Origin of the sequence: Pseudomonas sp. GM49 (assembly GCF_000282355.1) — a bacterium.
In the GTDB taxonomy this organism is placed as follows: domain Bacteria; phylum Pseudomonadota; class Gammaproteobacteria; order Pseudomonadales; family Pseudomonadaceae; genus Aquipseudomonas.
In genome coordinates, this window is the sequence record NZ_AKJL01000276.1 from 17,427 (window position 1) to 43,456 (window position 26,030).

Annotated in this window: 25 protein-coding genes; 13 read left to right on the forward strand and 12 right to left on the reverse strand. The window is 58.6% G+C overall.

What is annotated here, in order from left to right; all coding sequences use genetic code 11:
• Positions 1-34: 34 nt before the first annotated feature.
• The 6 genes from PMI29_RS05360 to PMI29_RS05335 all read right to left on the reverse strand — a co-directional run bounded on the left by PMI29_RS05360 (position 35) and on the right by PMI29_RS05335 (position 6,408).
• A complete protein-coding gene (locus PMI29_RS05360) occupies positions 35-823 on the reverse strand; it encodes an SDR family oxidoreductase (RefSeq protein WP_008002430.1) in 789 nt (262 codons plus the stop codon).
• Positions 824-882: 59 nt separating this feature from the next.
• The gene (locus PMI29_RS05355) at positions 883-2,430 is read right to left on the reverse strand and encodes an amino acid ABC transporter permease/ATP-binding protein (RefSeq protein WP_008002432.1); all 1,548 of its coding nucleotides are present in this window, start codon (positions 2,428-2,430) and stop codon (positions 883-885) included.
• A 64-nt stretch (positions 2,431-2,494) separates the two neighbouring features.
• On the reverse strand, positions 2,495-3,289 hold the full coding sequence (locus PMI29_RS05350) for an ABC transporter substrate-binding protein (RefSeq protein WP_008002434.1): 795 nt from the start codon (positions 3,287-3,289) through the stop codon (positions 2,495-2,497).
• Positions 3,290-3,334: 45 nt separating this feature from the next.
• Complete coding sequence (locus tag PMI29_RS05345) at positions 3,335-4,405, reverse strand: isopenicillin N synthase family dioxygenase (RefSeq protein ID WP_008002436.1); 1,071 nt, start codon at positions 4,403-4,405, stop codon at positions 3,335-3,337.
• Between the two features lie 14 nt (positions 4,406-4,419).
• Positions 4,420-5,271: a sugar phosphate isomerase/epimerase family protein gene (locus PMI29_RS05340; protein ID WP_008002438.1), complete on the reverse strand. Its 852-nt coding sequence runs from the start codon at positions 5,269-5,271 to the stop codon at positions 4,420-4,422.
• A 435-nt stretch (positions 5,272-5,706) separates the two neighbouring features.
• On the reverse strand, positions 5,707-6,408 hold the full coding sequence (locus PMI29_RS05335) for an EthD domain-containing protein (protein WP_008002440.1): 702 nt from the start codon (positions 6,406-6,408) through the stop codon (positions 5,707-5,709).
• A 288-nt stretch (positions 6,409-6,696) separates the two neighbouring features.
• On the opposite strand from PMI29_RS05335, the gene PMI29_RS05330 reads away from it, so the two are divergent.
• A complete protein-coding gene (locus PMI29_RS05330) occupies positions 6,697-7,887 on the forward strand; it encodes an MFS transporter (protein ID WP_008002442.1) in 1,191 nt (396 codons plus the stop codon).
• Between the two features lie 120 nt (positions 7,888-8,007).
• Here the strand turns inward: PMI29_RS05330 and PMI29_RS05325 are convergent, their stop codons facing one another.
• From PMI29_RS05325 to PMI29_RS05305, 5 genes are all read right to left on the reverse strand, one after another.
• Entirely contained in the window at positions 8,008-8,781 is a 774-nt protein-coding gene (locus PMI29_RS05325) for a DeoR/GlpR family DNA-binding transcription regulator (protein WP_008002448.1), read from the reverse strand.
• A 55-nt stretch (positions 8,782-8,836) separates the two neighbouring features.
• On the reverse strand, positions 8,837-9,838 hold the full coding sequence (gene pdxA / locus PMI29_RS05320; protein WP_033052658.1) for a 4-hydroxythreonine-4-phosphate dehydrogenase PdxA: 1,002 nt from the start codon (positions 9,836-9,838) through the stop codon (positions 8,837-8,839).
• A 5-nt stretch (positions 9,839-9,843) separates the two neighbouring features.
• Entirely contained in the window at positions 9,844-11,124 is a 1,281-nt protein-coding gene (locus tag PMI29_RS05315) for a four-carbon acid sugar kinase family protein (RefSeq protein ID WP_008002452.1), read from the reverse strand.
• Complete coding sequence (locus tag PMI29_RS05310; protein ID WP_008002454.1) at positions 11,121-12,134, reverse strand: 2-keto-3-deoxygluconate permease; 1,014 nt, start codon at positions 12,132-12,134, stop codon at positions 11,121-11,123. The genes PMI29_RS05315 and PMI29_RS05310 overlap by 4 nt, the downstream gene beginning before the upstream one ends.
• Positions 12,135-12,535: 401 nt before the next feature.
• A complete protein-coding gene (locus tag PMI29_RS05305; RefSeq protein WP_008002456.1) occupies positions 12,536-13,420 on the reverse strand; it encodes a LysR family transcriptional regulator in 885 nt (294 codons plus the stop codon).
• Between the two features lie 164 nt (positions 13,421-13,584).
• On the opposite strand from PMI29_RS05305, the gene PMI29_RS05300 reads away from it, so the two are divergent.
• The 6 genes from PMI29_RS05300 (at position 13,585) to PMI29_RS05275 (ending at position 18,678) form a co-directional block, all read left to right on the forward strand.
• Positions 13,585-14,331 (forward strand): SDR family NAD(P)-dependent oxidoreductase, encoded by a 747-nt coding sequence (locus tag PMI29_RS05300; RefSeq protein WP_008002458.1) that lies wholly within the window; start codon positions 13,585-13,587, stop codon positions 14,329-14,331.
• Between the two features lie 67 nt (positions 14,332-14,398).
• On the forward strand, positions 14,399-15,247 hold the full coding sequence (locus tag PMI29_RS05295; protein WP_008002460.1) for an alpha/beta fold hydrolase: 849 nt from the start codon (positions 14,399-14,401) through the stop codon (positions 15,245-15,247).
• Positions 15,248-15,305: 58 nt separating this feature from the next.
• A complete protein-coding gene (locus PMI29_RS05290; RefSeq protein WP_008002463.1) occupies positions 15,306-16,055 on the forward strand; it encodes an SDR family NAD(P)-dependent oxidoreductase in 750 nt (249 codons plus the stop codon).
• 44 nt (positions 16,056-16,099) lie between these two features.
• Positions 16,100-16,849: an SDR family NAD(P)-dependent oxidoreductase gene (locus PMI29_RS05285; RefSeq protein WP_008002465.1), complete on the forward strand. Its 750-nt coding sequence runs from the start codon at positions 16,100-16,102 to the stop codon at positions 16,847-16,849.
• Positions 16,850-16,905: 56 nt separating this feature from the next.
• Entirely contained in the window at positions 16,906-17,553 is a 648-nt protein-coding gene (locus PMI29_RS05280) for a glutathione S-transferase family protein (RefSeq protein ID WP_008002468.1), read from the forward strand.
• A gap of 207 nt (positions 17,554-17,760) precedes the next feature.
• Positions 17,761-18,678, forward strand: a complete 918-nt coding sequence (locus PMI29_RS05275; RefSeq protein ID WP_008002470.1) for an alkene reductase — start codon at positions 17,761-17,763, stop codon at positions 18,676-18,678.
• A gap of 190 nt (positions 18,679-18,868) precedes the next feature.
• Here PMI29_RS05275 and PMI29_RS05270 read toward each other — a convergent pair whose 3' ends face one another.
• The gene (locus tag PMI29_RS05270) at positions 18,869-19,858 is read right to left on the reverse strand and encodes a LysR substrate-binding domain-containing protein (RefSeq protein WP_162130687.1); all 990 of its coding nucleotides are present in this window, start codon (positions 19,856-19,858) and stop codon (positions 18,869-18,871) included.
• Positions 19,859-19,954: 96 nt separating this feature from the next.
• Between PMI29_RS05270 and PMI29_RS05265 the strand changes: the two genes are divergently transcribed.
• From PMI29_RS05265 to PMI29_RS05240, 6 genes are all read left to right on the forward strand, one after another.
• Positions 19,955-21,124 (forward strand): M20 aminoacylase family protein, encoded by a 1,170-nt coding sequence (locus PMI29_RS05265; protein WP_008002477.1) that lies wholly within the window; start codon positions 19,955-19,957, stop codon positions 21,122-21,124.
• A 59-nt stretch (positions 21,125-21,183) separates the two neighbouring features.
• On the forward strand, positions 21,184-21,972 hold the full coding sequence (locus PMI29_RS05260) for an ABC transporter substrate-binding protein (protein ID WP_008002478.1): 789 nt from the start codon (positions 21,184-21,186) through the stop codon (positions 21,970-21,972).
• Between the two features lie 100 nt (positions 21,973-22,072).
• Positions 22,073-22,762 (forward strand): ABC transporter permease, encoded by a 690-nt coding sequence (locus tag PMI29_RS05255; protein ID WP_008002481.1) that lies wholly within the window; start codon positions 22,073-22,075, stop codon positions 22,760-22,762.
• Positions 22,759-23,469, forward strand: coding sequence for an ABC transporter permease (locus PMI29_RS05250; RefSeq protein WP_008002482.1), 711 nt, complete (start codon positions 22,759-22,761; stop codon positions 23,467-23,469). Before PMI29_RS05255 ends, PMI29_RS05250 begins: the two co-directional genes overlap by 4 nt.
• 20 nt (positions 23,470-23,489) lie before the next feature.
• Positions 23,490-24,257: an ABC transporter ATP-binding protein gene (locus PMI29_RS05245; protein WP_008002484.1), complete on the forward strand. Its 768-nt coding sequence runs from the start codon at positions 23,490-23,492 to the stop codon at positions 24,255-24,257.
• Between the two features lie 561 nt (positions 24,258-24,818).
• Positions 24,819-25,658 (forward strand): 5'-nucleotidase, lipoprotein e(P4) family, encoded by an 840-nt coding sequence (locus tag PMI29_RS05240; protein WP_008002486.1) that lies wholly within the window; start codon positions 24,819-24,821, stop codon positions 25,656-25,658.
• Positions 25,659-26,030: the final 372 nt, after the last annotated feature.

Genomic DNA, 26,030 nt, shown 5'->3' on the forward strand with positions numbered 1-26,030 from the left:
GTCCGTCACCGCCATGGCTACCATCCCGCGCCCATTATTGGCTGGAGCGAACGGCCCCACCATCGATCAACAGGTTCTGCCCGGTCAGGTAGCCCGCATGGCTGCTGCAAACGAAGGCACAAAGCGCACCGAATTCCTCGGGTGAGCCGAAGCGTTTGGCCGGAATTTCGCTACGGCATTCGTCAAGGAATGCCTCACTGTCTTGCCCTGACTGTTCAGCAGCAGCGACCAGGTTGTCACGCAGTCGATCAGTGTCGAATGAGCCCGGTTGCAGGTTGTTGATCGTCACATTACGACTGGCAATGTTTTCTTGCCGGGCAAGCCCTGCGATAAACCCCGTCAGACCACTGCGTGCGCCATTGGACAGACCCAGGCTTTCGATAGGGGACTTCACGGCACTCGACGTGATGTTGATGATCCGGCCAAATCCGCGTGCCGCCATACCATCGATCGTTGCCTTGATCAGCTCGATGGGAGTGAGCATGTTGGCATCCAGCGCCTTGAACCAGATGTCGCGATTCCATTCGCGGAAATCCCCGGGGGGAGGGCCTCCAGCATTGTTGATCAAGATATCGAAATGCTCATGGGCCATGAGCGCTGCCGCCCGACCCTCGGGCGTCGAAATGTCTCCGGCTACGGCGATGACCGTCACTTCCGGATTGATTGCTCTGAGCTGACGGGCTGTTTCATTCAGCGTGTGTTCGCCTCGGGCGGTGATCACCACGTTCACGCCCTCGCTGACGAGTGCCTGTGCGCAGGCTTTACCCAGGCCTTTGCTGGCGGCACACACCAGTGCCCAGCGTCCTGCTATTCCAAGATTCATGCGTGTATTCCTGAAAGAAGGAAGCTCAATGTAAGGGGTTGCCTAGAGCAGCACCATGCTCATGCATGATCCACAGTTTTAGACAGGCTTGGCGATCGGGTACTGATTCCCATGAAGCGCCGCACTCTTTCCCCTTCGGCATCGCATCGTATGGTTTGAGGTGCCGCATCCAGTTGGATATTACCGTTCTCCATGAATACGACCCTGTCGGATATCGACATGGCAAAGTCCATTTCGTGGGTCACGATCAGCATGGTCATGCCTTCCTTGGCCAAATCGCGGATCACATTCAGCACGTCGTTGACCAGTTCCGGGTCGAGGGCCGAGGTCGGTTCGTCGAACAGCATGATCTGCGGCTCCATCGCCAGGGCTCGAGCAATCGCCACGCGCTGTTGCTGCCCACCGGAGAGCTGGTGCGGGTACTTGTGGGCATGGGCCAGCAGGCCGACCTTGTCCAGTAGCGCATAAGCACGATGTTCACTCAGCTCGCCCGGCTGGCCATGGTAACGCGGCGCCAGGGTGACGTTGTCGAGAATGGTGCGGTGCGGGAACAGGTTGAAGTTCTGGAACACCATGCCGATGTGCCGCACGCCTTTGCGCAGGCGGGAGCTGTTGGGTTTATCTGAGGCTTCGATGAAGGTTTCGCCAAACAACTTGATGTCGCCGGTATCGATGCTTTCCAGGCCGTTGACCGTGCGGATCAGCGAGGTTTTGCCGGAGCCGGATGGCCCGATGATCGAGACCACCTGGCCGCATTCGACATTCAGGTCGATACCCAGCAGCACTTTGTGCGTGCCATAGCTCTTCTGGATGTTCTTCAGTTGCAGGATTGGCGTCGCGTTGCTGCCTGTGGTTTTACGCGCATTGTCGGGCAACGCTTCGGCGCTGGCCCTGAACTTGGCGATGGTGGCTGCGTCGAGTGTGTGCGGCTTGCGGAAGTTCAGGTCCAGGTAGCGCTCCAGACGCTGCAGGAAATAGCCGAACACGGTTACGATCAACACGTAGTAGACGCCTACTGCAGCCAGGGTCTCCATGACCAGGAAGTTAGTGGCATAGAGGCGTTGGCCGACCGTGAGGATTTCGGTCAGGGAGATCACCGAGACCAGCGATGTCAGCTTGACCACCGTGATGTATTCATTGATCAAAGTGGGCAGCGAAATACGGAAAGCCTGGGGGATCACGATCAAGCGCTGCATGCCGAACAGGCCGACACCCAGCGCGCGCCCGGCTTCCTTCTGGCCCTTGGCCACGGAAATCAGGCCACCACGATGGATCTCCGCCATGTACGCCGCTTCGGTGACCACCAGGGCCAGCAGGCCGGAGTAGAAGGGGTTGGACAGAATCGGTCCGCTGCCGGGAAACAACTGCGGCAAGTTGTAGACGAACACCACCAGCACCAGCAACGGGATGCTGCGGAAAAACCAGATGTAGACCGCTGCGGGAATGCGCAGCAAGGGCGATTGGGACAGCTTGGCGGTGGCCAGGACAAAACCCAGCAGCATGCCGATGAACCAGGCCAGGGCACTGAGCTGGATGACCGTGACGCAGGCATTCCAGAAGTCTGGCAGGGAGAACAGGGAGAAGAAATACGACCAATCGAATTGCATGGGACACCTCGATCTGCCGCCCCCACGCAGGGACGGCAGATAACCAGACTACAAGGACAGGTTCTTAGTTGGCGGTCGGTTCTTCCAGGCCGTATTTCTTGAGGATTGCTGCGTATTCTCCGCTCTTTTTCGTTTCCTCGAAGGCTTTTTGCACGGCCTGGTAGGTTTGGTCATTACCTTTCTTGACGAAGATGCCCAGGGTTTGTTGATAGATCGGGTGCTCGGTGGTGATCACGACCCGGCCATTGGTCTTTTCCGCGATCATTTTGGCGGCACCGGCGATTTCAACCTGGGCCTGGATGTTCTTGGACAGCAGGGCCTGGGTCACTTCGGGCGCCGAAGGGTACTCGCTGACGGTGATGGCGCCCTTGTTGTTCGGCACGCAGTATTCGTCGGACAGCTTCCTGAATTCCTTGACCCAGGTCGTGCCCTGTTCCAGGCCCAGCTTCAGGCCGCACAGGTCTTCAGGTTTTTTCGCATTGATCTCGCTGCCCTGGGGCACCATGACCGCGGCACCGGTGTTGGCGTACGCAATGGTCTGCGCCTGGGTCTGGCGCTCCGGCGTGATGTACATGCCGGAAATGACCGCGTCGTACTTGCCGGAATTCAGGCCCAGGATCAGGCTCGGGAACTTGGTGTCGACGAACTCCACCTTGGCGTTCATATGCTTGGCCAGTGCGGTTGCCAGTTCGGGGTCCGAACCCACCACATTCTTGTCCTTGTCATAGGACTCGAAAGGAGGGTAGGTGATCTCCATGCCGACCTTGAACGTATCTGACGCGGCCATGCTTACCGAGGCACCGAACATGCCGGCTGCCAATACAGCCAGGCACAAAAGGTTCTTTTTATTGTTTTTCATTTTTACTGACTCCGGCATAGGTAGGGGTTTAGCTGAAAACTTCAATCAGGACGGTTGCGCCTGATTTTTCAAGTGTCCGAAACTGGCGGGCTTGCGTGCCTTGCCTGGCAGTTGAACTTCCCCGTTGGCCACCCTCTGGCGCAGATACTGATAGGTCTGCAGCGCCTGGCCATACATGTGTTCGCCGATCGTGATCTCTTCGTAGTCGTTGCCGGCCTGGGCGAACCCGGGCAGCGGTTTGATCTGGGTGTGGTAGTCACAGGCATAAAACAGCGGGAAGGAATAACGCTCCTCCTTCACACTGCGCACCCGGTGCGCAGTGGCAACGAATGCGCCTGCCGTCATCACTTCCAGCATGTCGCCGATGTTGACCACAAAGGCATCGGCCATCGGTGGCGCATCGATCCATTGGCCAAGATTGTTCATCACCTCAAGGCCCGGTTTGTCGGCCAGGAGGATGGTGAAGCACTCGTAATCAGTATGGGCGCCAAGACCCGGTGCGTCATGGGCGGCACCGTCGAACGGGTAGTGGATCAGGCGCAGCTTGGACGGCGGACGGGTGACCAGGCTGTCGAAATAGTTTTCTTCCAGGCCCAGGGTCAGGGCGAAGCCACCGAACAAGCGCCGGCCCAAGGCGAATATCGCTTCGTAGTAGGCCTGCACCGACGCCTTGAAACCTGGCAACTGCGGCCAGTCGTTGGGCCCCAGCAATGGGGTGTTGGCCAGTACCAGCGGGTCATCGGCCTGGACTTCGAAGCCGACGTCGAAGGCTTCCTTGTGGTCCGGCTTACCTTTGGAATAGACCTCTTCGCCTTCGGGTACAAAGCCCTTGTGGGTTTGCGAGGTGCCGATGTAGTGGCGCATCTTGGTGTCCAGGGACTGGTCGAAAAAGTCCCTGGCAGCCTTGCGCAGGTTGGCGATCAGTTGCGGGTCGATACCATGATCGGTGATATAGAGGAACCCGACCTCGCTGGCGGCGCGCCCCAATTGTTCGGCTACGGCCAGGCGATGCTCCAGTTCAAAGCTGAACAGACCGGCGATGTTGACCACCGGGATGCTATTGAAGTTGGCTTTGTGTGTGTCAGTGCAGGCGCTGTTGTTTTTATTGTCAGGCATGACGCATCGGCTCCCTAAGGATGGCTTGAGTGGTGGAAACGCTCGAAGTGTTCGCGCTCGGTCTGGCCCATCCACACGTTCAATGACCACAGGTCGGCGACCGGGACATTGGTGAAGGGCAAATGATGCAGGTAGCCGTCGGCGCCGAATTCCGGGGTCAGGGTGCTGACCTGGTAACCGCGGGCTTGCTGTGAGCGCCAGATGCTTTCCCAGTGCTGCTGATGGAAGGCCAGTTCCTTTGCATATTCGGGAGCCGCCGGGTGCGGAACCTGCGGTCCCTGGTCATAACCAACCCGGGCCTGGATATGGTGAACCCGCTCGATGAAGGCGCTCAGGTCATCGGCCGGGTCATTCAACAGACGCTCGCAAGTCACGACCCAATGGCTGATGTCACTGGTGAACAACAGATCGGGCAGTTGGCGGATCAACTCCAGGGTCACCCAGGGGTTGAACAGCGAGCGCGAGCGGTGAGTTTCGAAACTGCAGACCTGGCCGTGCTTGCGCGCCAGTTCAAGTGCCCGACCGAAGAACTCCACTTGTTGTGGCAAGGACCAGCGATCATTGCCCGCCAGCACGTTGACGAAACGTGGGCCGAGTTCGGCGGCCCAGGCGAGTTTCTGGTCGAGGTCATTAAGGTGGACGGCAGGGCTCGCCGACTGGTCCGGCAGTACGTCGTACGCGGTGAAGACTGTGCTGATATAGCCCAGGCGATTGGCCTGGAGAAACGCGCCAAACTCAGCCCGTTCACGGGCGTCCAGTGGCAGGCGTGCTTCCATGCCATCGAAGCCTGCGTGCAGCAACTCCTCAAGCGCCTGAGCTTTGCTGGCGGTATAGCCCCATAGCGTACGGAAAATTTCCAGCTTCATCGGTGATCCTCAAAAATCCCAGGGCCTACTGCAAAAGCACTTCGACGACGCCAGGCTGCCAAGAGGCTGGTTCGCTGTGGAGTCGATGTTAGGCACAGGCCGCGCACTGAAAGAATCTGAAAGTTCAAATGAATACTTCAGGCTTTCGTTAACAAATAGCTAGCTACTTATCGCGCTTGTCAGGAGGGATTTTATCGGCGAGAACGTGTCTACGTTGGCTATTAGCGAGATATGCCATTGCTACGGCATCATTTTGAGGACTCCCAAGCGACACCGGGCCGCCGATGGTTCGCTTTTGGCCCAGAGCCACCAGGAAACCCGCCGGGGGCATGGAGGACGGCTTCGCTCGGGTTTTCATGCGCAAAGCACTTCAGGCTCGATAATCAAGGACCAGGTCTGGATTATCCGGGCTTCACGCATGACGATTTCCCGGTCCTACAGGCAGTACTGGCTGGTGGGCAGCACATCGATCTTGTCGAAATCGATGAAGCGGCTGCAGCTGTCCATCATCGCAGCCAGGTTGCGCTGGAATTTCGCTTCGTCGCCCACCGCATCGAAGAAGGCCCGGGGATCGGTCATGGCAGCTGGCGGAAAACACTCCTCGACGATGGCATCGATCCGTGGGGCCCCGTGCGACAGTGCCGACACCACCAGGTTTTGCACGTATTGGAAGTTGTCTTGCGTGTCCACGGCCACCGCAGTGTGATGGTTGCGCCAGATGTCCAGCCAGGCCTCGGGGGTCAGGCGGGGAGGGCGGGTCAGCAGGGCCAGCTGGGCAAACCCGTGGGTACGCTCACCGGGCATTGACGGGAAGCGAGTATTGGCGATGGCGACCGACTCGCATACCAGGTAGGCGGCCATGCGCGCCGTTGCCGCACTGATCAAGTGGTCGAAAGGGAGACGAGCTGGCCCGTTGGCACTGTCCAGCCACAGCGACAGACTGCCATCGGGCAATGGCCGGTTGTTTTCCTGGCGCAGGCCGGCTGCAGGCTGCACATCGGCATCGGACAGGTTCAATTGCACACCACGGGCACCGAGTGCCTGCAATTGCCCGGCGACCTCACTGCGCAGGCGATGGGCGAAGGTATCAGGACTGACTTGAGTATCACGCCACAGTAGATAGATGACTTTTTCCATAGCTATCAAGCTCCTCGTTGCGGTTGATGGATGGAACAGACGTAGTGTGCTGCCTGGTCCATCGGAATGACCTGGCCCGTGCAGACATGCGGGGGTAAATCCCTAGCGTCATAGTCAATCAAGGTCAGCTTTCGGTAATACCTCAAACAGACTATTGAGCAACACTATGGGGGCAATTACATCGTTCTGGTTTGAGCGGCCGCTCTGGCGGGAACCTGATTCGCCTGCAAGCACTACCAAACAGCTTTCTCAGTCTCTCCTTGATGCCAATGAGTACAGGATGAAAATATGAGTAGCGAATGTTCAAACACCAAAGCTGAGCCTGTTCGCATTCCGCGCACGATTTGGGCTCTTGGCTTTGTCAGCCTCTTTATGGATCTATCATCCGAGCTGGTACACAGTTTACTGCCTGTGTTTTTGGTCACGACATTGGGTGCGAGTGCATTGGCCGTCGGAGTGATTGAGGGTATTGCCGAGTCGACCGCCATGCTCGTCAAGATATTCTCTGGTGCTATCAGCGACTTTATTGGTCGGCGCAAAGGGTTGCTATTGCTTGGATATGGTTTAGCCGCTCTGACCAAACCACTTTTTCCTCTGGCTTACTCGGTTGAAGTGGTCTTTACGGCACGCTTTCTGGATCGAATTGGCAAAGGCATTCGTGGGGCGCCACGAGATGCTCTGATCGCAGATGTGTCGCCACCAGAAATCCGTGGCGCCTGCTTTGGACTGCGGCAGTCGATGGATACCGTAGGGGCTGTTCTTGGCCCTGCTCTGGCCATCGTGCTCATGTTATGGCTCGCAGATATACAGCTTGTCCTGTGGTTTGCAGTTATTCCGGCAGCAGTGGCGGTGGTTCTCATTGTCACAGGAGTAAAAGAACCCACACACCTCCCGAGCGAACACAAATTTCGATCTCCAATTCATTGGAGGGTCCTTCACGACTTCTCCTCTGGTTATTGGTGGGTTGTCATGACTGGAGGGGTGTTTACGCTTGCTCGTTTCAGCGAGGCGTTTCTGGTATTACGAGCACAACAGACAGGCCTGTCGACTACCTGGACTCCGCTGGTGATGGTGGTAATGGCACTTTTTTATACGCTGTCCGCATATCCTGCCGGCTGGCTATCTGATCGCATCAGTCGCACCAAACTGCTCTGCCTGGGTATGGGGTTGCTTGTCATGGCGGATCTGGTACTCGCTCAGTCCGGTTCTGTCATAACGATGATGTTGGGTGTTGTCTTGTGGGGGCTTCATATGGGATTTAGCCAAGGCATTCTTGCCTCGCTGGTAGCTGATAAAGCTCCCACGGAACTCAAGGGCACGGCCTTCGGCATTTTCAATCTTGTCAGTGGTATATGCATGCTGATCGCCAGCGTTCTTGCAGGCTGGCTTTGGCAAAGCATTGGGTCAGACAGCACTTTCCTTACGGGTGCACTGCTTGCCGCAACAGCTCTGTTCTTACTGTTATTCAAGAAGCAGTAGGCGCAACCAAAAAGTAAAACAAATGGTTCTCAACGAACAGCTCACCGTTTTAGGACTGGGCTGCTGAAAAACGTCGGGGTTTCCTGGCGCAATGCCTCGTTCCCCACAAAAGGCAGGCAATCAGGCGAGGTCCACGGTTTCCACAGTGATTTGCGCAATCGCGTGAAACGGTGCGAGCGCAGCTTCATCGGCAGTAGCACAAGTAATCAATCGCCATTCGCGTTCGATAGGCGTCCAATGCTGCTGCCGCGCCCGCCCCAGTTTGTCGGTGTCGGCGAGAACGACGATCTGCGCAGCCCGCTTGATGATGCATTCCTTGAGATAAGCCTGCTGTGCACTCGCCTCGCACAAGCCGAATTCCGCGACGACGCCGTCTGCGCCGAGGAAGGCTTTGTCCACGCTCAAGCGACTCAATGTCAGCTCGGCCAATGGCCCCAAGGTACTCATGCTCGAGCCGCGCAAATCGCCGCCGATCAAGGTCAGGCGCACGCCCGGCGCGTTGGCCAGGGTCATTACGGCGAGCAGGTTGTTGGTCACCACGTGCACGTCCTGGCGCGAGCACAGATGATGAGCCAATGCGGCGCAAGTGGTGCCGCCGTCGAGCAGCACAGTGTCGCCGTCCTGGACGTGGGCAGCCGCTGCAAAGGCGATGGCGTCTTTCTGTTCCCACTGGCTGGTTTTGCGCTCTTCCAGCGAGGCTTCCGGTTCATGGACGCCCACCACGGCGGTGGCGCCGCCGTAGGTGCGGACCAGGTGCCGCTGCTTGGCGAGCATGGTCAGGTCGCGCCGCACGGTCGCTTCCGAAACGCCGAGGGCCGCGCTCAATTGCTCGACGTTGGCATCGCCGATGCGTACGAGATCGAGGATGGCGCGGTGGCGTTCGGACACTTTCATGGCGGGTCTCGTTGGTTGGACGGTGGTCGATCTTACACGACAACACCGCTGCACCTCATCCCCGTCGCGTGGCCAGCTCCGCGCCCTGGCGCAGTGCTTCGAGCAGGCTGCGCTCATCGGCGATGCCCTTGCCGGCGATGTCGAAGGCGGTGCCGTGATCGACCGAGGTGCGGATCACTTCAAGGCCGACGGTCACGTTCACTCCGGCTTCGAGCCCCAGTACTTTGACGGGACCGTGGCCCTGGTCGTGATACATCGCCACCACCAGATCGAAGTCGCCACGCCCGGCGCGGAAGAACAGGGTGTCGGCCGGCAGCGGGCCGGTCACGTCAAGGCCGCGTTCCTGCAGCAGCTTCACCGCCGGGATGATTTTTTCTTCCTCTTCGCCATAACCGAACAGGCCGTTTTCACCGGCATGCGGGTTGATCCCGCACACGCCAATCCGCGGACGGGCGATGCCCGCCTTGATCAGTGTGGCGTTGCCGCGTTCGATAGTGCGCTGGACCAGGCCCGGTTCGATCTTGCGGATCGCATCGATGATGCCGATGTGGGTCGTGACGTGAATCACCCGCAGTTGCGGTGCCACCAGCATCATCGACACTTCGTCGACGTGGGTCAGGTGCGCGAGCATTTCGGTGTGGCCGGGGTACTTGTGACCGCCGGCATGCAGCGCTTCCTTGTTCAGCGGCGCGGTGCAGATCGCATCGATCTGTTTGGCCTCGGCCAGTTCCACGGCGCGGGCGATGTATTGATAAGCGGCGTCACCGGCAATGGGTGACAGCTCGCCGAACGGCAGGTCATCGGGGATCAGGTCGAGGTCGATGCAATCGATGGTACCGGCCTCGTACAAAGCCTGGGAGGCGTCTTCGATACGGCGCACTTTGGCGCTGCCGCCGACGATCACGTTGGCCTGCTCCAGGCGCCGCGCATCGCCGATCACCAATGGCCGGCATTGTTGGTAGACGATGTGGTGGGTCAGGCTCTTGACGATGATTTCCGGGCCGACACCCGAGGCGTCGCCCATGGTGATGCCGATGATGGGGAGGTAGTTGCTCATAGTGTTCATTGGAGTCCTTGGATTCGTGTACGTTGGGGCGGGGAGCGATCGGCGCGTTCGCTCAAGTGCTGCCATGCCGCATACAAGGCGTGGTCGGTGCCGAATGCACCTGCCTTGGTAACAATGCCGGGACGATGCCCTTGCCGGGAAACGGTGGGGCGCGCGAAAGCCACGCCGGCTTCGATTTCAGTGAGCAATTGCAGGCTGTCGATGCCGACGGTGGTCAATATGGCCCGCGCCGTCTCGCCACCGGTGGCAATCAGGCCGCCGACCTTGGCGAAGTGCGGTTCTACCAGCACGGCCAACCGGGTTGAGAGTTGAGCGCCCTCCTGGGGATCGAACGCCTCATCGCGACCAATGCGCAGCAACAGGTCGCTCCAGCCGTCCAACTGCTCGCCGATGCGCGCTTGCCACAGCGCCCAATCGACGTGTGTCGTGCCTTGGCGAAGGACTTCAGGCGGGACAACCAGTTCGCTGACCCCGCCACGCTCCTTGAGCTGTGCGCATTGCCGTTCGCAGACACCTGACAGGCTGCCGACCATGATCAGAATCGGTCCCTGACTTTTTTCCAGCGCAGTGGGTTCGATAGCCGTGAAGCGTGCTTCGGAAAAATCCGCAAGACTGGCGATTTCCCGCGCCAGCCCACCCGAGCCGATCCAGAACAGCGGCTGTTCCATCGACGCGGTCAGGCGAGCGATCGTCAGCAGGTCGTCTTCGGTTTGCGCATCGACGATCAGCGCCTGGGTACCCTTGCTCGCCACTTCAGCGATGTGACGCACGAGTGCTTCTTCATTACCGCGCAAGGTGTCGAGATCAAGCTTGGCGCTGCTCAGGCCTGCGGCCACCAGCATCGCCTCGACATCCGCCGGACGATCGGCGTTTTCGAGCTTCCAGGTATCGGTGGTTTCCAGTGGCTGGCCGTTGACGAACACCCGTCCACCTCGCAACGTGCGCCCGGTCGCAGGAAACGCCGGGGCGACGATGGCCAGGCCCGCCAGCGGTTGCAGGGCGGCAACTTCCGCCGCCCAGTTGCCGCGCAAGGTCGAATCGATTTTCTTGTACAGCCGCTGACCAGGACGATGCAGCGCCTTGTACGCAGCGACCGTGTGTTCGGCGGCTTGCGTCGGGGACAGGCGCCGAGTGTCTGTATCGGCGGCAATCACCTGGGCGTCAGCCTTGTCATGCAAAGGCTCGAGCGTGACGACCGTTTGCATCCCCATGCTGGCAAAGCCGATGGCACAATCCGCCGCGCCGGACAGATCGTCTGCGATGATCAGAATGCTCATCGCAGGGCTTCCTGCTTTTGCGGTTGGGGGGCCGACTCGGGGATGTCGACGGGGTTGCGCTGTTGCACGCGTTTGGCCACCGCTGCAGTGAGCAACGGTGCGAGGATCGCGGTGACCACAACGCAGGCAGCCACCAGAATTGTCGCGCTCTTGGCCGCTTCGGCGTACACCGGGTTCGCCGCTGCGATCAACGCCGGAACGGCGGCGGCATTGCCCGCGGTGGTGGCTGCCGCCACGCCGGCAACACCGGTGCCACCGGTCAAACGATCGGCGAAGAACAGCGGAATGCCGGTCAGCACGACCACCGCGACACCCATGCCAAGACCCAGCAAACCAGCCTGCCAGACGTTATGCAGATCGAGGCTGGCACCCAGTGCGAGGGCGAAGAACGGGATCATCACCGGCACGGCCTTGGCCAGGAAGTCGCGCATGTCGCGGTCGAGGTTGCCCAGCAGCATGCCCAGGGCCAGCGGCAGGATGCTGCCCACCAGCGTCGGCCAGGGGAAGGCTGACAAGCCGGCAATGCCGAGGGTAACCATGGTCAGAAAAGGCCCGGACTCCAGCGACATCACCGAATAGGCACCGACGTCTTCGGAGCGGCCGTACTGCCCCATCAGCGCCATGTACAAGCCGCCGTTGGTATCGTTCATTGCGGCGACCACCGCCAGCGTGGAGATACCGGCGAAAAGCCCGGAGGATACCGGCTGCTCACCCAGGAAGTGGCCAAGCACGATGCCGATGAGCACGGCGATGCCGACTTTGGTGATGAGCAGCGTGCCACCCTTTTTGAGCAGGTAAGGCGTGGCCTTGATATTGATGCTCGCGCCCATGCACACGTAGAACACCGCCAGAATGGGCAGTGCGCCGGTGAACAGCGCATTGGTGAATGATCCGAAAAATTTGGGCGTGTCAGGCAGGAATGTCGCCACGAGTGAGCCGATCAGCAGAGGCACGATCATCATGCCGCCGGGGATGCGTTCAATGGTGCGCTTGATAGGAATCTGGGCCACGAGGGTCTCCTTTTATAATTGTTTGGCAAGACGTGTTTCACCTCGAAACTGACTGAATCGATCATCTGATGATTGATTCAGTCAAATCGATCTTAGGCCAACAACTGAAATTGCGCAATTCAATCATTCAAATGATCGTTTCGCTCATTTCTAATAAGGATTCCGATCAGCGCAAGCGGTCCGAATTTTCCTGTGGTGCGGGCCACCGGTTGAATCCGCAGCCGATAGCTGCCCGTTAACGCGTTACACTGCTGTGCGTTTTCGGACTACTTAAAGGCGTTCGAAAAAGTCTCGTGTCATACCGGTCCGCTCACAAGGCCTGACAAAACCAGATATGAAGACGAATGCGAGCGGGCGGCCAGAACGAATCCAATATGTCTTCCCTTTATTCTCTACAGGTTTCACTTCGGTGCCATCAGTTCGCCGAGCCGCGACAGAAACAGCTTGAGAATCGGTGAGGTGTTCGACTTGCTGTAGCCCACCGCTAAATCGATCACCGGTGCCTCGCCTTCTAGCGGACGGCTGACGACAGACCACGGCAGCAAATTCTTGGCATAGGCGGGCATCAACGCCAGTCCGCGGGTGGAGGCGACCAAGGACATGGCCATCGCCAAATTGTCCACCCCGTGATCCAATTTGATGTCGAGCCCTGAGCGACGCAGATAGTCTTCGGTGACTGCACGCAGCACCTTGGCCTTGTTCGAGCCACCGATGAAAATCTCGCCCACTAAATCTTGCGGGCGCACTGCTTCGCGCGCAGTGAGGCGATGGTCGCTCGGCATCAGGACGATGAGTGGCTCCCGGTCCACCACGTGGTACTCGAGGTCGTAATCCGGTTCTACGCGCAGGAAGGCCAGGTCCAGCCGGCCGCGGACGAGCGCTTCGGCGAGATCTGGTGAATAGTCGCTGGAGACCATGACCTGGATGTTCTTCATTTCGTCGCGCAGCACGTGCATCGCTCGCGGCAACCAGTTCATCTCGTGCCCGGTCTGGAAGCCGATGGAGAATGTCTTCCTTGTCGGCTGCGCCGCCCTGCGTGCCGTTTCGACCGCAGCATCGACCTGCATCAGCGCCAGGCGGGCGTGGTCGAGAAAGGCTTTGCCCGCAGCGGTCAGCTCGACGCCATGAACGCTGCGCGACAGCAACTCGACCCCGACATGATTTTCCAGATCCCGGATCTGCCGGCTTAACGAAGGCTGCGAGGTGTGCAGTCGTTTCTCGGCTGCTTCCGTCAGGCTACCCGTCTCGGCGACGGCAATGAAATATCGAAGATGTCGCAGTTCCATGGTGCTCTCATGCCTGTCAGGTATGCCCACAGCTTACAAAGTCTTTTTCAACTCCACCATAAGCTCCTAGTTTGTTGCCTATGGCGGCGTCGGGGGATTACTCCCAGCGCCGAAGCCATTCGGCGATCTATACGCCGCAAGTCATACCTTGCAGGAGCTTAAAAATGAACAAGCCCGTTATTCTGATCACCGGAGCCCTCACCGGCATCGGCCGAGCCACTGCCGTCGCCTTCGCCAGGAAAGGTGCGCAGGTGGTCGTTACCGGTCGACGCGACGAAGCCGGCAACGCACTCGTTGAGGAGTTGCGCTCTTTCGGCTCGGAGGCCGAATTCATCAACGCCGACGTCCGCAACGAAGATGACGTCCGCAATATGGTCGACAAGACCGTTGCGCGGTTTGGGCGTCTCGACGTCGCCGTGAACAACGCTGCCACTGAAGGTATGGTCGGCCCGATCACGGAACAGACCGCGCAAAGCGTTGCCGCGACCTTCGATACGAACGTTCTCGGCGTGGTCCTGAGCATGAAGCACGAGGTGCGTGTCATGCAGGCCCAGGGGAGCGGCAGCATCATCAATATTTCCTCGACCTACGGGCACAAGGGCGCGGCCTATGCCTCGATCTATGTGGGCGCCAAGCACGCTGTCGAAGGCATCACCAAGTCGGTGGCGCTCGAACTCGCCGCGTCGGGCATTCGCGTGAATGCGGTCTCGCCGGGCCCCACGGACACCGGCATGCTCACCCGCTTCACCGGTACGCAGGAGAACAAAGCGGCCTTGGTGGCGCAGGTTCCGCTGGGCCGACTCGGCCTCTCGGAGGACCTTGCCAATGCGATCGTCTTCATCGCATCGGACGAAGCTTCATTCATCACCGGCCATGTCCTCAACGTCGACGGCGGTCATACCGCTAACTGATCCTGCCCGGGTGCGCAGATTTGCTCCGCACCCGGTTAAGGGGGGGGCATCACCAGAGGGAATCTCAATGACTCAGTACAATCATCAGAGCGCGCCGACGCAGTTCGTGGACGCAGCGGGTATTCGGTTCGCATACCGACGCTTCGGCAAATCGGGTGGGGTTCCACTCGTCCTCAATATGCATTTCACCGGCACGATGGATCACTGGGATCCTGCGGTGACGGACGGATTGGCGCACGACCGTGAAGTCATTCTGTTTAACAACGCCGGTATCTCCAGCAGTTCGGGGGAGGTGCCGAACTCAATTGAGGAAATGGCGGCCAACGCCGCGGTCTTCATCAGGGCGCTCGGCCTCACACAGGTGGACGTACTTGGCTTTTCGCTCGGCGGCCTGGTCGCGCAGGAACTGGCGCTAGCCGAACCGGCGCTCGTACGGCGGTTGATCCTGGTGGGGACCGGACCGCGCAGCGGTGAGGGTATGGCCTCGCTGACGCCCGAAGCGCAGGAGATCTTCGGAGCGACCTACGACGAGCCAGATCACTTGTGGCTCAGGGTGTTCTTCACCCCGTCCCAAGCCAGCCAAGCGGCGGGCCATGCTTATCTCAAACGCTTTCGACAACGCACAGTGGATCGCGATCCAGGCGTTAGCGACAAGGTCGGACCTGCGCAGATCGGGGCGTTGACCAAGTGGGGCGCACCACGCGAGAACCCCTTCGATTACCTGAAGGCGATCAAGCAGCCAACGCTGGTCGTCAATGGTGACAACGACGTGATCATCTATTCGGTGAACTCTTCGATCCTGCAGCGGCATCTGCCGAACGCGCAACTGATCCTCTACCCGGATGCCAGCCACGGTTCGCAGTATCAATACCCCGAGCGCTTTGTCGGCCACGCGTCCCTGTTCCTTTCTGAATAGACCAGGCACGCCTGAATCTGGCACCGGGATTCTGGATCAAGACCAAGGGATGCTTATCATGACCAACCTCTACGGCAAGACGGCACTCGTCACCGGTGCCTCCCGCGGCATTGGCCGTGCCAGCGCACTTGCGCTGGCACAAGCCGGAGCACAAGTGCTCGTCCACTACGGTCGCGCAGAGAAGGAGGCGACAGCAGTGGTCGCCGAAATTCGCAAAGCGGGCGGGAAGGCAGAGAGGGTCGCCGCCGATATGGGCACCGCGGACGGGCCGCATTTGCTGGCCGAGCGCGTGCGCGCCATCATCGGTGGTCGATTGGACATCCTCGTCGCCAATGCGGGCATTTCGAAGGCCGACACGATCGAAAAGACCACCGTCAAGGACTTCGACGATCTGTTTGCGGTGAACGTGCGCGCCCCGTATTTCCTGGTGCAGCAGTTGCTACCCGCTCTGTGCAAGGGCAGCAGCGTCGTTTTCCTGTCATCGCGTGCAGCAGCGCACACCGGCGTTGGGACGCTGTCCGCCTATGCAGCCACCAAGGGCGCCATCGATACCCTGGTCAAGTACTTCGCATCGGAACTTGGCGGGCGGGGCATCCGCGTCAATGCCGTAGCACCGGGCGTGGTTCTAACCGAGATGTCCGGTTTCGCCAAAACCGATGCGGGGCGGGACTTCACGCTGAACATCCAGGCGCTTAAGCGTATGGCACAGCCCGATGACATCGCAGCGGCCATTGTCTTCCTCGCCTCCGATGACGCCCGTTGGATCACCGGCGACACCCTGCACGTCGATGGCGGCACAAAGCTCTGAACGATGGTTCCTCGAGCTACGCGTACTTAACCAGGACAAAGCAAATGTCTACTCAATCTGTTGTTCTCATCACAGGCGCACTGACCGGCATAGGTCGAGCCACCGCGGTCGCCTTCGCTAATGAAGGTGCCAAAGTTGTCGTTTCCGGACGTCGTGAAGAAGAAGGTCAGAAACTGGCGGCCGAACTCCGTGCGCTGGGCGCCGAAGCGGAATTTCTGTTGTCCGACGTGCGTCATGAAGATGAGGTTCGCAATCTGATCGAAGCAACGGTCGAACGCTTCGGCCGGCTGGATATTGCGGTTAACGCCGCCGGCACAGAGGGGCGGTCCATTGCCGTAACAGAGGTGACGCCCGAGAACTATGCGGCAACGTTTGATACCAATGTGCTCGGCACGGTCCTCTGCGTGAAACACGAGATGAGGGTGATGTTGGCTCAGGGTACCGGCAGCATCATCAACATTTCGTCAACGATGGGCGAACGTGGCGGGGCGAATTTATCCCTCTATACCGCCAGCAAGCATGCCGTGGAAGGTCTGACCAAGTCGGCTGCTCTTGAGGGCGCGGCTTCCGGTGTGCGGGTCAATGCAATTGCCCCTGGACCGGTTCAGACAGCGATGCTCGACCGGCTAACCGGTACGGCCGAGCGCAAAGCCGCTTTCCTGATGAGTGTTCCACTCAAGCGTGCCGGAGCCCCGGAAGAGATTGCCGATGCCATTGTGTTTGTCGCATCCGGTAAGGCGACCTTCATTACCGGCCAAATCATTCGAGTCAACGGCGGCAAAACCGCTTCATGACCCGTGCCCGCCATCACATTGCTCTACCTCTGAATTCTCACAAAGGACATCAAGCCATGACCGCCAATACACTCAAACTCTATCAATCCGCGGGCTCGCCCAACTCGCGGCGCGTGCGCATTTTTCTCGCCGAGAAGGGCTTGTCGATTCCGCTCGTCCCGGTCGATCTGGGCCAAGGTGAACAGCATTCCGAGGACTACCGTGCAATCAATCCGCGCCGAGTCGTTCCGACCCTGGTGCTGGAAGACGGCACCGCCATCGGGGAGGTGCCTGCCATCATCCGATACCTTGAAGAGGCCTATCCGCAAACGCCATTGCTCGGCGAGACCGCAAAGGAAAAGGCTTTAATCACGATGTGGGAGCGGCGCGCCGAACTGGAAGGTTTCGCGGCCGTCATGGAGGCCATCCGCAATGCCGCACCGGGCCTCAAGGGGCGCGCGATTGCAGGCCCCTATGACTACGAGCAGATCCCGGAATTGGCCGAGCGCAGCAAACTGCGGGTGAAGAACTTCTTCGTCGACCTTGATGCCCGTTTGGCTGGGGTTCCGTTCGTGGCGGGTGATCGCTTCTCCGTGGCCGATATCACGGCCTTGGTCACCGTGGATTTTGCGGCTAAAGCGATCGACTTCCCCGTACCGGAGGAACACGTCGCCCTGAAGCGCTGGTACGACCAGGTTTCAAAGCGCGCGGGCGCGTCGGCCTGACAACAAGCAGGAATTTACGCATCAGCTTTCCATGGTTCTTTTGGGACGGTGCGTGGCGCGCCGCCTGAAGTAGCAAGCAAGACGGCGCGAGGCTGGGCGATGACTGCGATGAGTGCAATCGGTGTTCCGCGGCTTCGGCCAGGTTGCAGGTGTTGGCCCTATTTGAACCGCTTGGCGCATTGGTGCCAGGCGATGGAGATTGTTGTCATGACTACTGCGCGTGAACTCTTCGAAGCCCTTCGCCTTGGTGCGATCGACCTTACTCATCGAGTTGTCCATGCCCCTACGACGCGATTACGCGCCGATACGGATGAAAGCCCCAGTGCAATGATGATTGAGTACTATCGCCAGCGTGCTTCAAAAGGCGGCTTGCAGATTACCGAAAGCGCCCACCCCTCCCATGACAGTCGTGGCTACCTTGGCGCCCCGGGCATTTACACCCAGGCACACGTTGATGCCTGGCGTAAAATCACTGATGCGGTTCACGCCAAAGGCAGCCAGATTGTCATGCAAATCGCTCACTGTGGTCGTCATTCCCATGTCGGCCTGAGCGGAGGTAGAGCGCCCATTGCGCCCTCTGTGGTGCCATTTGAAACCCAGGTGTTGACCCAGGATGGCTGGATGCCGAACTCACCTCATCGGGCGATCGAACTTTGGGAGATTCCGGTATTGGTGGAGTCCTTCCGTATAGCCGCCGTGCGGGCAAAGGAAGCAGGGTTTGATGGTGTGGAGTTGCACAATGCCAATGGTTATCTCGTTGACACCTTCCTTCAGGATGGAACCAACAAACGCACCGATGCCTATGGAGGGAGCCTGGAAAATCGCGCCCGGTTTTCTCTCGAAATACTGGAAGCGATGATCTCGGTGTGGGGCCCAGGCAGGGTTGGTGTCCGGGTCTCGCCAAGCGGGCAGTGGGGGAATATTTCGGACAGTAACCCTGAGGCGACTTTTGGCTATTTCGCCGCGCGGCTCAATGAGTATGAACTGGCTTACCTGCACATCATCGAGCCGCGCATCAAGGGCGCGGAGGTGTCCCAGCGATCGGTGGCAGTCGCCACGCTACGTAATATCTTTCGCGGACCGATCATAGAAAATGACTATCTCGCTTTTCCATTCGCAAACTGATGGTTGACATGTCGGGGCGGGAGCTGCCATCGGTGAAGTATGTATTCAGGTTAAGGCCATTGGTCTTGATCGAGCTGAATCCATGTGGTGCAACGGCGCCTGTGTTGAGCCTGCTCATCGAGTTTTTTCGCGATAAGCTCGAAAGTGCGTAACCGGAGAATGCCGACGATCAGCAAACTGCGGGGTCACCTCACAGCAGCAGCCGTAAGGTTTCAAACAGCGCGCGGTCTTCCTTTTTGGCCGAGCGGGCATGGCGCCGAATGACCTGCAACAGGCATTCGGTGAAGCAGATCGCCGGATTGCTCAGTGCGCCATTGCGGCGAGTCACGATACTCAGCTGTCGGGGCTCGAACTGCTCGGTCAGCCCCAGGGATACCACGCGCCCCAGAAATGGCGGGGCTGTGCTCACGATGGACGGTCCCCAGGTGCACATGTCGGCCCGCTCGACCATCATCTGCAAAATGGCCAGTGAATGAGCACGCACGATTCGATTTTCATCAATCTGCGCGCCATGTTTCCAGAACAGTTCCTGCATCAGCCCATCGTGACCGTCCGGCGCGTAGTTCAGGGTCCAGTTTTCTTCCAGCAACTCGTGGATCGATCGCGCATGCTGTCGGGCGTGACCCTCGCGGACCAGCACCGAGGTCTGGTAATCGAGCAAGGTTTCGCAGGCGAATTCCTGGGTCGATTGTGTGGGATGGAGTTGGCCAATCGCGAAGTCCATGCTGCCATCGCGCAGCAGCGGTTGGGCAACGGCCATCAGGCTTTCGAACAGCTCCAGCTTGATTTGTGGCATACGTTCGCGAAAAGCCAACACGACTTCGGGCAGGAAGGTCAGGGCGACCCATGGGGTGATCCCGACGCAGAGCCGGCCTTGAGCCTTCCCACGCATGTGATCAAGCTCAGTCTGTGCGTGTTCCAGTTGCTTGATCACCAGCCGGGCGTGAGTCAGCAGCACTTTGCCGTATTCGGTGAAGTTAAGACCGCTGGCGGTTCGGGTAAATAGCGGTAGCTGCTGGCTGGTTTCCAGCTCGCGCAGCGCTTTGGTCACAGCGGCCTGGGAAATCTCCAGCGAACGAGCGGCCGCGCGGATACTGCCGGTTTCGGCGCTGGCAATCAGCGCCTGTAATTGATGCAGTTTCATCTGCTCACCTTGATGACAACTCATGGTTGTCATCATAACCAAACTGCGGCTCCCCAGCCCAGCGCCGGTTCCCTAAGATCGACCCCAACAGCGCTTTCGCTGCTGCACAGCCCCTGTCGAAGGAGAACACCCATGAATGCCGGCTTGGTCCTGCCTGGTATTGCCGCGATGCAAGATGAAATGATCGCGATACGTCACCGCATTCACGCGCACCCTGAACTGGGTTTTGAAGAATTCGCCACCAGTGAGCTGGTTGCAGCGTGTTTGACTCAGTGGGGCTTTGAGGTCAGTACTGGGGTGGGCAAGACCGGGGTCGTTGCCACCCTGAAAAATGGCGAGGGTCGGTCCATTGGCTTGCGCGCTGACATGGATGCGTTGCCGATACAGGAAACCTCCGGTTTGCCTTATGCCAGCCGGATCGACGGTATCATGCATGCCTGCGGTCATGACGGTCATACAGCAGTCCTGCTGGCCGCCGGTCAGTATCTGGCCCGGACACGGGCATTCAACGGCACCGTGCACCTGATTTTCCAACCGGCGGAAGAAGGGCTGGGCGGTGCCAGGAAAATGCTGGAGGACGGGCTGCTCGAACGGTTTCCGTGTGACGCGATCTTCGCCATGCATAACGTGCCGGGTTATCCCGTCGGGCATTTGGGTTTTTATAGCGGACCGTTCATGGCGTCTGCCGACACGGTGAACATCAAGATCATCGGCAACGGTGGCCATGGCGCGGTGCCGCACAAAACCGTCGACCCGGTGGTGGTCGGTGCCTCGATCGTGATGGCCCTGCAAAGCATCGTCTCGCGCAACGTTAACCCGCAGGAGATGGCGATTATCACGGTGGGCTCCCTGCATGCCGGGAGCGCCTCGAATGTCATCCCGTCCAGCGCCGACCTGAGCCTGAGCGTACGCGCCCTGACCCCCGAGATTCGCCACTTGCTGGAGGTCAGAATCACTGAATTGGTCAAGGGCCAGGCCGAGAGCTTTGGCTCCCGGGTCCACATCGATTACCAGCATTGCCATCCGGTGTTGATCAACGATCCCGAACAGACGGCATTTGCCCATGCAGTCGCCCGCGACTGGCTGGGAGAGGAACACCTGATCGATGACTTGCGGCCGTTCACGGCCAGCGAGGACTTTGCTTTTGTCCTGGAAAAATGCCCTGGCAGCTATCTGGTGATCGGCAACGGCGAGAGAGAAGGCGGGTGCCTGCTGCACAACTCCGGCTACGACTTTAATGACGGCTGCCTGCCGGTGGGCGCGAGCTATTGGGTCAAGCTGGTCGAACGTTTTCTGAGTTGAGACGGCGCATTTTCACCCGTTGTGCCTGTAAAAAATCTACGGTCTGGAGAGGAATAAAAATGAACAAGATGATTGCAGCCGTTTCCCTGGTGTTCCTGACGGCCTCGAGCCTGGCGGGTGCGGCCGACTGGTCTGGCAAAGTGTTGAAGCTGGGGGTGGACCCGACGTATCCACCGCTGGAATACAAGAACCAGGATGGCACGCTGACCGGCTTCGGGGTCGACATCGCCGAGGCGTTGTGCGCCGAACTGAAAGCCCGCTGCGTCTGGGTAGAAAGCAGTTGGGACGGGATGATCCCGGCACTGCTGGCGCGCAAGTTCGATGCGGTGGCGTCTTCGATGACCATCACCCCCAAACGCCTGGAGCAGATTGCGTTTACCGACAAGGTGTCCAATGCACCGGCACGGTTAGTGGCCAAACGTGGATCGGGAATACAGCCGACCCTCGAATCGCTCAAGGGCAAGCGCATTGGTGTGGAGCAGGGCTCGACCCAGGAGTCCTATGCCAAAGCGGTCTGGGGTTCCAAAGGCGTGGACGTTCTTTCCTATCAGAATCAGGATCAGGTGTACGCCGACCTGGTAGTGGGGCGACTTGACGCCTCGTTGCAGGGTGCCATTCAAGCCAGTTACGGCTTCCTGAAAACAGCGGCGGGTCAGGACTATGAATTTGCCGGTGCCACTCTGGATGACCCGGGCTTCTTCGGCGTCGGCGATGGCCTTGGTTTGCGCAAGGAAGATGTCGCGTTACGCGAAGACTTGAACAAAGCCCTGGCAACCATTCTCGTCAACGGTACTTACACGCGGATCAACGACAAATACTTCGATTTTGATGTTTACGGTGCCCGATAACGGCGCCAAGTAACGCGTCGTCGTTACCTTGAACAGGGCGCTCGATAGAGCGCTCTATTGCCCCCCTTCACCTCACCCTAACAAGAACAAGGAGAGTGAGATGCTACTGGAAGGTTTTGGCCCGCAGATTCTGCTGGGCACCCTGGCTACCATCAAACTGGCGCTTTGTTCATTGCTGATCGCCGTACTGGCCGGGCTGATGGGCGCCAGTTCCAAGTTGTCGTCCAATCGATTGTTGCGCGCACTGGCTGCGGGGTATACGACCGTGATCCGCAGCATGCCGGACCTGGTGATCATGTTGCTGCTGTTCTTCAGCCTGCAGATGTTGCTCAACCGGATGACCGATTGGCTGGGGATCACTCAGATTGACATAGACCCGTTTCTGGCCGGTGTCGTGACGTTGGCCTTCATTTACGGTGCCTACTTTACCGAGACGTTTCGCGGTGCTTTTCAGGCGGTCCCGGTCGGTCAGATCGAAGCGGCGAGGGCTTACGGCATGACCCGCGGGGAAACCTTTCGCAAGGTCCTCTTTCCGCAAATGCTGCGCCACGCCTTGCCGGGCATTGGAAATAACTGGCAGGTGCTGATCAAGTCGACGGCCCTGGTGTCGATCATCGGCCTGACCGATGTGGTCAAGGCCACGCAGGATGCGGGCAAGGGCTCGATGCAGTTCTTTTACTTCACCCTGGTCGGCGGCCTGATTTACCTCGCCATTACCACGGTCTCCAATGGCGTGTTGCTGTGGCTTGAGCGCCGCTACTCGGTCGGTGTCAGGAAGGCGGCGTTATGAACATTCTTCAGGACTACTGGCAGGCCTACCTGTGGAGTGACGGGCCGTACTTTTCCGGGTTGGCGGTGACTTTGTGGCTGCTCATACTTTCGGTGGTGACGGGTTTTGTGCTCGCGGTGCCGTTGTCGATTGCCCGCGTCAGCCGCAACCCGCTGTTGCGCCTGCCGGTGTGGTGCTACACCTACGTGTTTCGTGGCACCCCGTTGTACATCCAGCTGCTGTTCTTCTACACCGGGGTGTACAGCTTGCATGTGGTGCGGTCCCAGGATTTTCTCAACGCGTTTTTCCGTGACGGCTTCAATTGTACGGTGCTGGCTTTCGGGCTCAATACCTGTGCCTACATGACCGAGATTTTTGCCGGCGCCATCAGGGCGACCGCCCACGGTGAAGTCGAGGCCGCCAGTGCCTACGGAATGAGCCGGTTCACGCTCTATCGGCGGATTATTCTGCCGTCGGCGTTGCGCCGCGCGCTGCCGTTTTTCAGCAATGAAGTGATTCTGATGCTGCATTCCACTTCGGTGGCCTTTACCGCCACGGTGCCCGACTTGCTGAAGATCGCCCGGGATGTCAATTCGGCGACCTATGCATCCTTTACCGCCTTTGGCATTGCCGGGGTGTTGTACGCCGCCAGTGCTTTTTTCCTGATCTGGCTGTTTCGACGCGGCGAACTGCATTGGCTGGCCTACCTCAAACCGCGCACGCACTGACCCCTATCGGACTTGCTCGAATGTATAAATTGATCGTTGAAGATGTCCATAAAAACTACGGCAACCATGAAGTGTTGAAAGGGGTTTCGCTCAAGGCCCGGGCGGGTGATGTGATCAGCATCATCGGCTCCTCCGGGTCCGGGAAAAGTACCTTCTTGCGTTGTATCAACCATCTTGAACAACCGTCGGCCGGGCGCATTGTCGTCAATGACGAAGAGTTGCTCACCCGCAAAAACTCAAGGGGCGAGTTGTGTGTGGTTAACCCCGGGCAGTTACGGAGCCTGCGCAGCCGGTTGTCGATGGTGTTTCAGCACTTCAATTTATGGAGCCATATGACCGTGCTGGAAAACATCATCGAGTGCCCGATGAGCGTGCTTGGTATCAGTCGGACGCAGGCACTGGAGCGGGCGCGTCATTACCTTGCCAAGGTGGGGCTGCCACAAAAAGTCGAGGCCCGGTACCCGGTGCATTTGTCCGGCGGCCAGCAACAGCGGGTGGCCATTGCACGTGCGCTGGCTATGGAACCTGAGGTGATGCTGTTCGACGAACCGACCTCAGCCCTTGACCCTGAGCTGGTGGGCGAGGTGCTCAAGGTTATGCAGCAACTGGCCGAAGAGGGCAGGACGATGGTGGTCGTCACCCACGAAATGGCGTTTGCCAGGCAGGTGTCGAACCACGTCATGTTTCTGCATCAGGGGAGGGTGGAGGAGTCGGGAGCGCCAGGCACGCTGCTGGAACAGCCTCAAAGCGAGCGGTTGCAGCAGTTCCTGGCCGGGAGTCTCAAGTAGTTACCCTTGGTGGGCCAATCAACGCAGATTTGCCCTTGGAGCTGACTCCGCTCGGCGGGCCTCCCCACCATAAGGTGAATTGCCAATGCCTCTCAGGCTTTTGCCGCCGATAAACAATGGGAGGGGGGCTTCGGTGATCGAGTCGGCAACTAATCTGCGAAAGAAAGTCACTTCATCGCCAGGCTCGCGACCGACCATGCGTCACTAATGTGTGCCCCTCAATCCGACCCTCCCTGCCGACCATGCCTTCCCTTTTCCGATTGGGTAATTGCACGGACTTGCCCACCCATTTGCATTCGACCTGACCAGTCATTTGCATCGGATTTGACAAGCACGATTCGTGGACATGACCGGCAGAGAACAGCCAGAAGCGGTCACTCGCAGGTCAACTGAAATGGGTGGCGACTTGGCTCATTGCGACTTTATTACAGAATAATGACAAGAATTACGCCCGATTAATCTAGAAATGCGACACCGGCGTTGAGCTCAAACACGGGCTGATATAGAACACCTTGGCAGCATTTTCCGAAGTGGTTCAATACGCGTTCCAAGGGCTCGAATATGAAAATAAAAACAAACAAAAACCTGCTCTCCCCCTTGCTCCTCTCTCTAATGATGCTTCACGGTGCTCCCACCTTTGCCGAGGAAGTCGCCAACCCGCCTTCAAATCTTTTAACGGCAGCCGTCGCCTGGAAGCAAACAGCCGCCGAGTTTGAAGCGCTTTATTATCAAGGGTTCAACGTAGCAAGAATGCAACTGGATCGAGCCCTCCAGGCTCACAAAGCGGGTGACCGACCCTTAGCTATCATCAGCGATGTCGACGATACAGTGCTCAGTAGCAACAGCTATTGGGGCTATATGATCAATGCCAACAAAGAGTTTTTCGACGATGCAGCATGGGATAGATGGGTGGCTGACAATGGCCCGGTTGCCACGCCTGGCGCGGTGGATTTCTTGAGCTATGCACAATCGAAGGGTGTGGAGGTTTTTTACGTGACCAGCCGTGACCAAGGCGAAAAAACCTTTGAATACGCGTTGGCGAATCTTCGGAAAAACAATCTTCCATTTGCCGATGATAAACACCTGACGGTTTATCGCGACAGCTCCAACAAGGAACCACGCCAATCAGAGATCGCCAAGGATTACGATGTGGTGGTGATGCTGGGTGATAACCTCAACGACTTTAAGCGCAAGTATTACGTCGCTGACGTTAAACAACGTAATAGCCTTATGACTGAAGACAAGGAGCAGTTTGGCCGCAAGTTCATCATCTTTCCGAACCCTACCGATGGCCACTGGCTCAAAGCCATTTTTGGCGATTCAGAACCACCGGCCACACCGGAAAACCGTGCGAAGTTCAAGGCAGCTGCCAGCACTACAGCTTGGCAGCTTAAGCAATAACAAGGCTGGGTGGCAGCAGGTTTTTGGGGGTGGCAACCATCGTTCCCCCCTGAAGTCTGTCAGACCACGATGGGATTGCTCATTTCACTCTGGTCGTAGCCGCCCCGAACTTCCCAATAGAACGTGATAGTTTTTGCGCCTCATGAATCCTGTGTCGACCTCTGCCATGCCGACATTGGAGAAGTAAATCACTCTCGGCGTTGTAGGCATCTTTGAACGTTGAAAAAAGGACTACCTGGAAGCGACTGTCCCTGGTTCACTCAATGACGATTTCAGACAGGCAGCTTTGAGTGGCTGTGTGTCCGTCGGGGGAGGCAGAAAACGGCCAATTTCAGTCATAGCTGACTGGCAGCTATGGGCTGTGGATTCAAC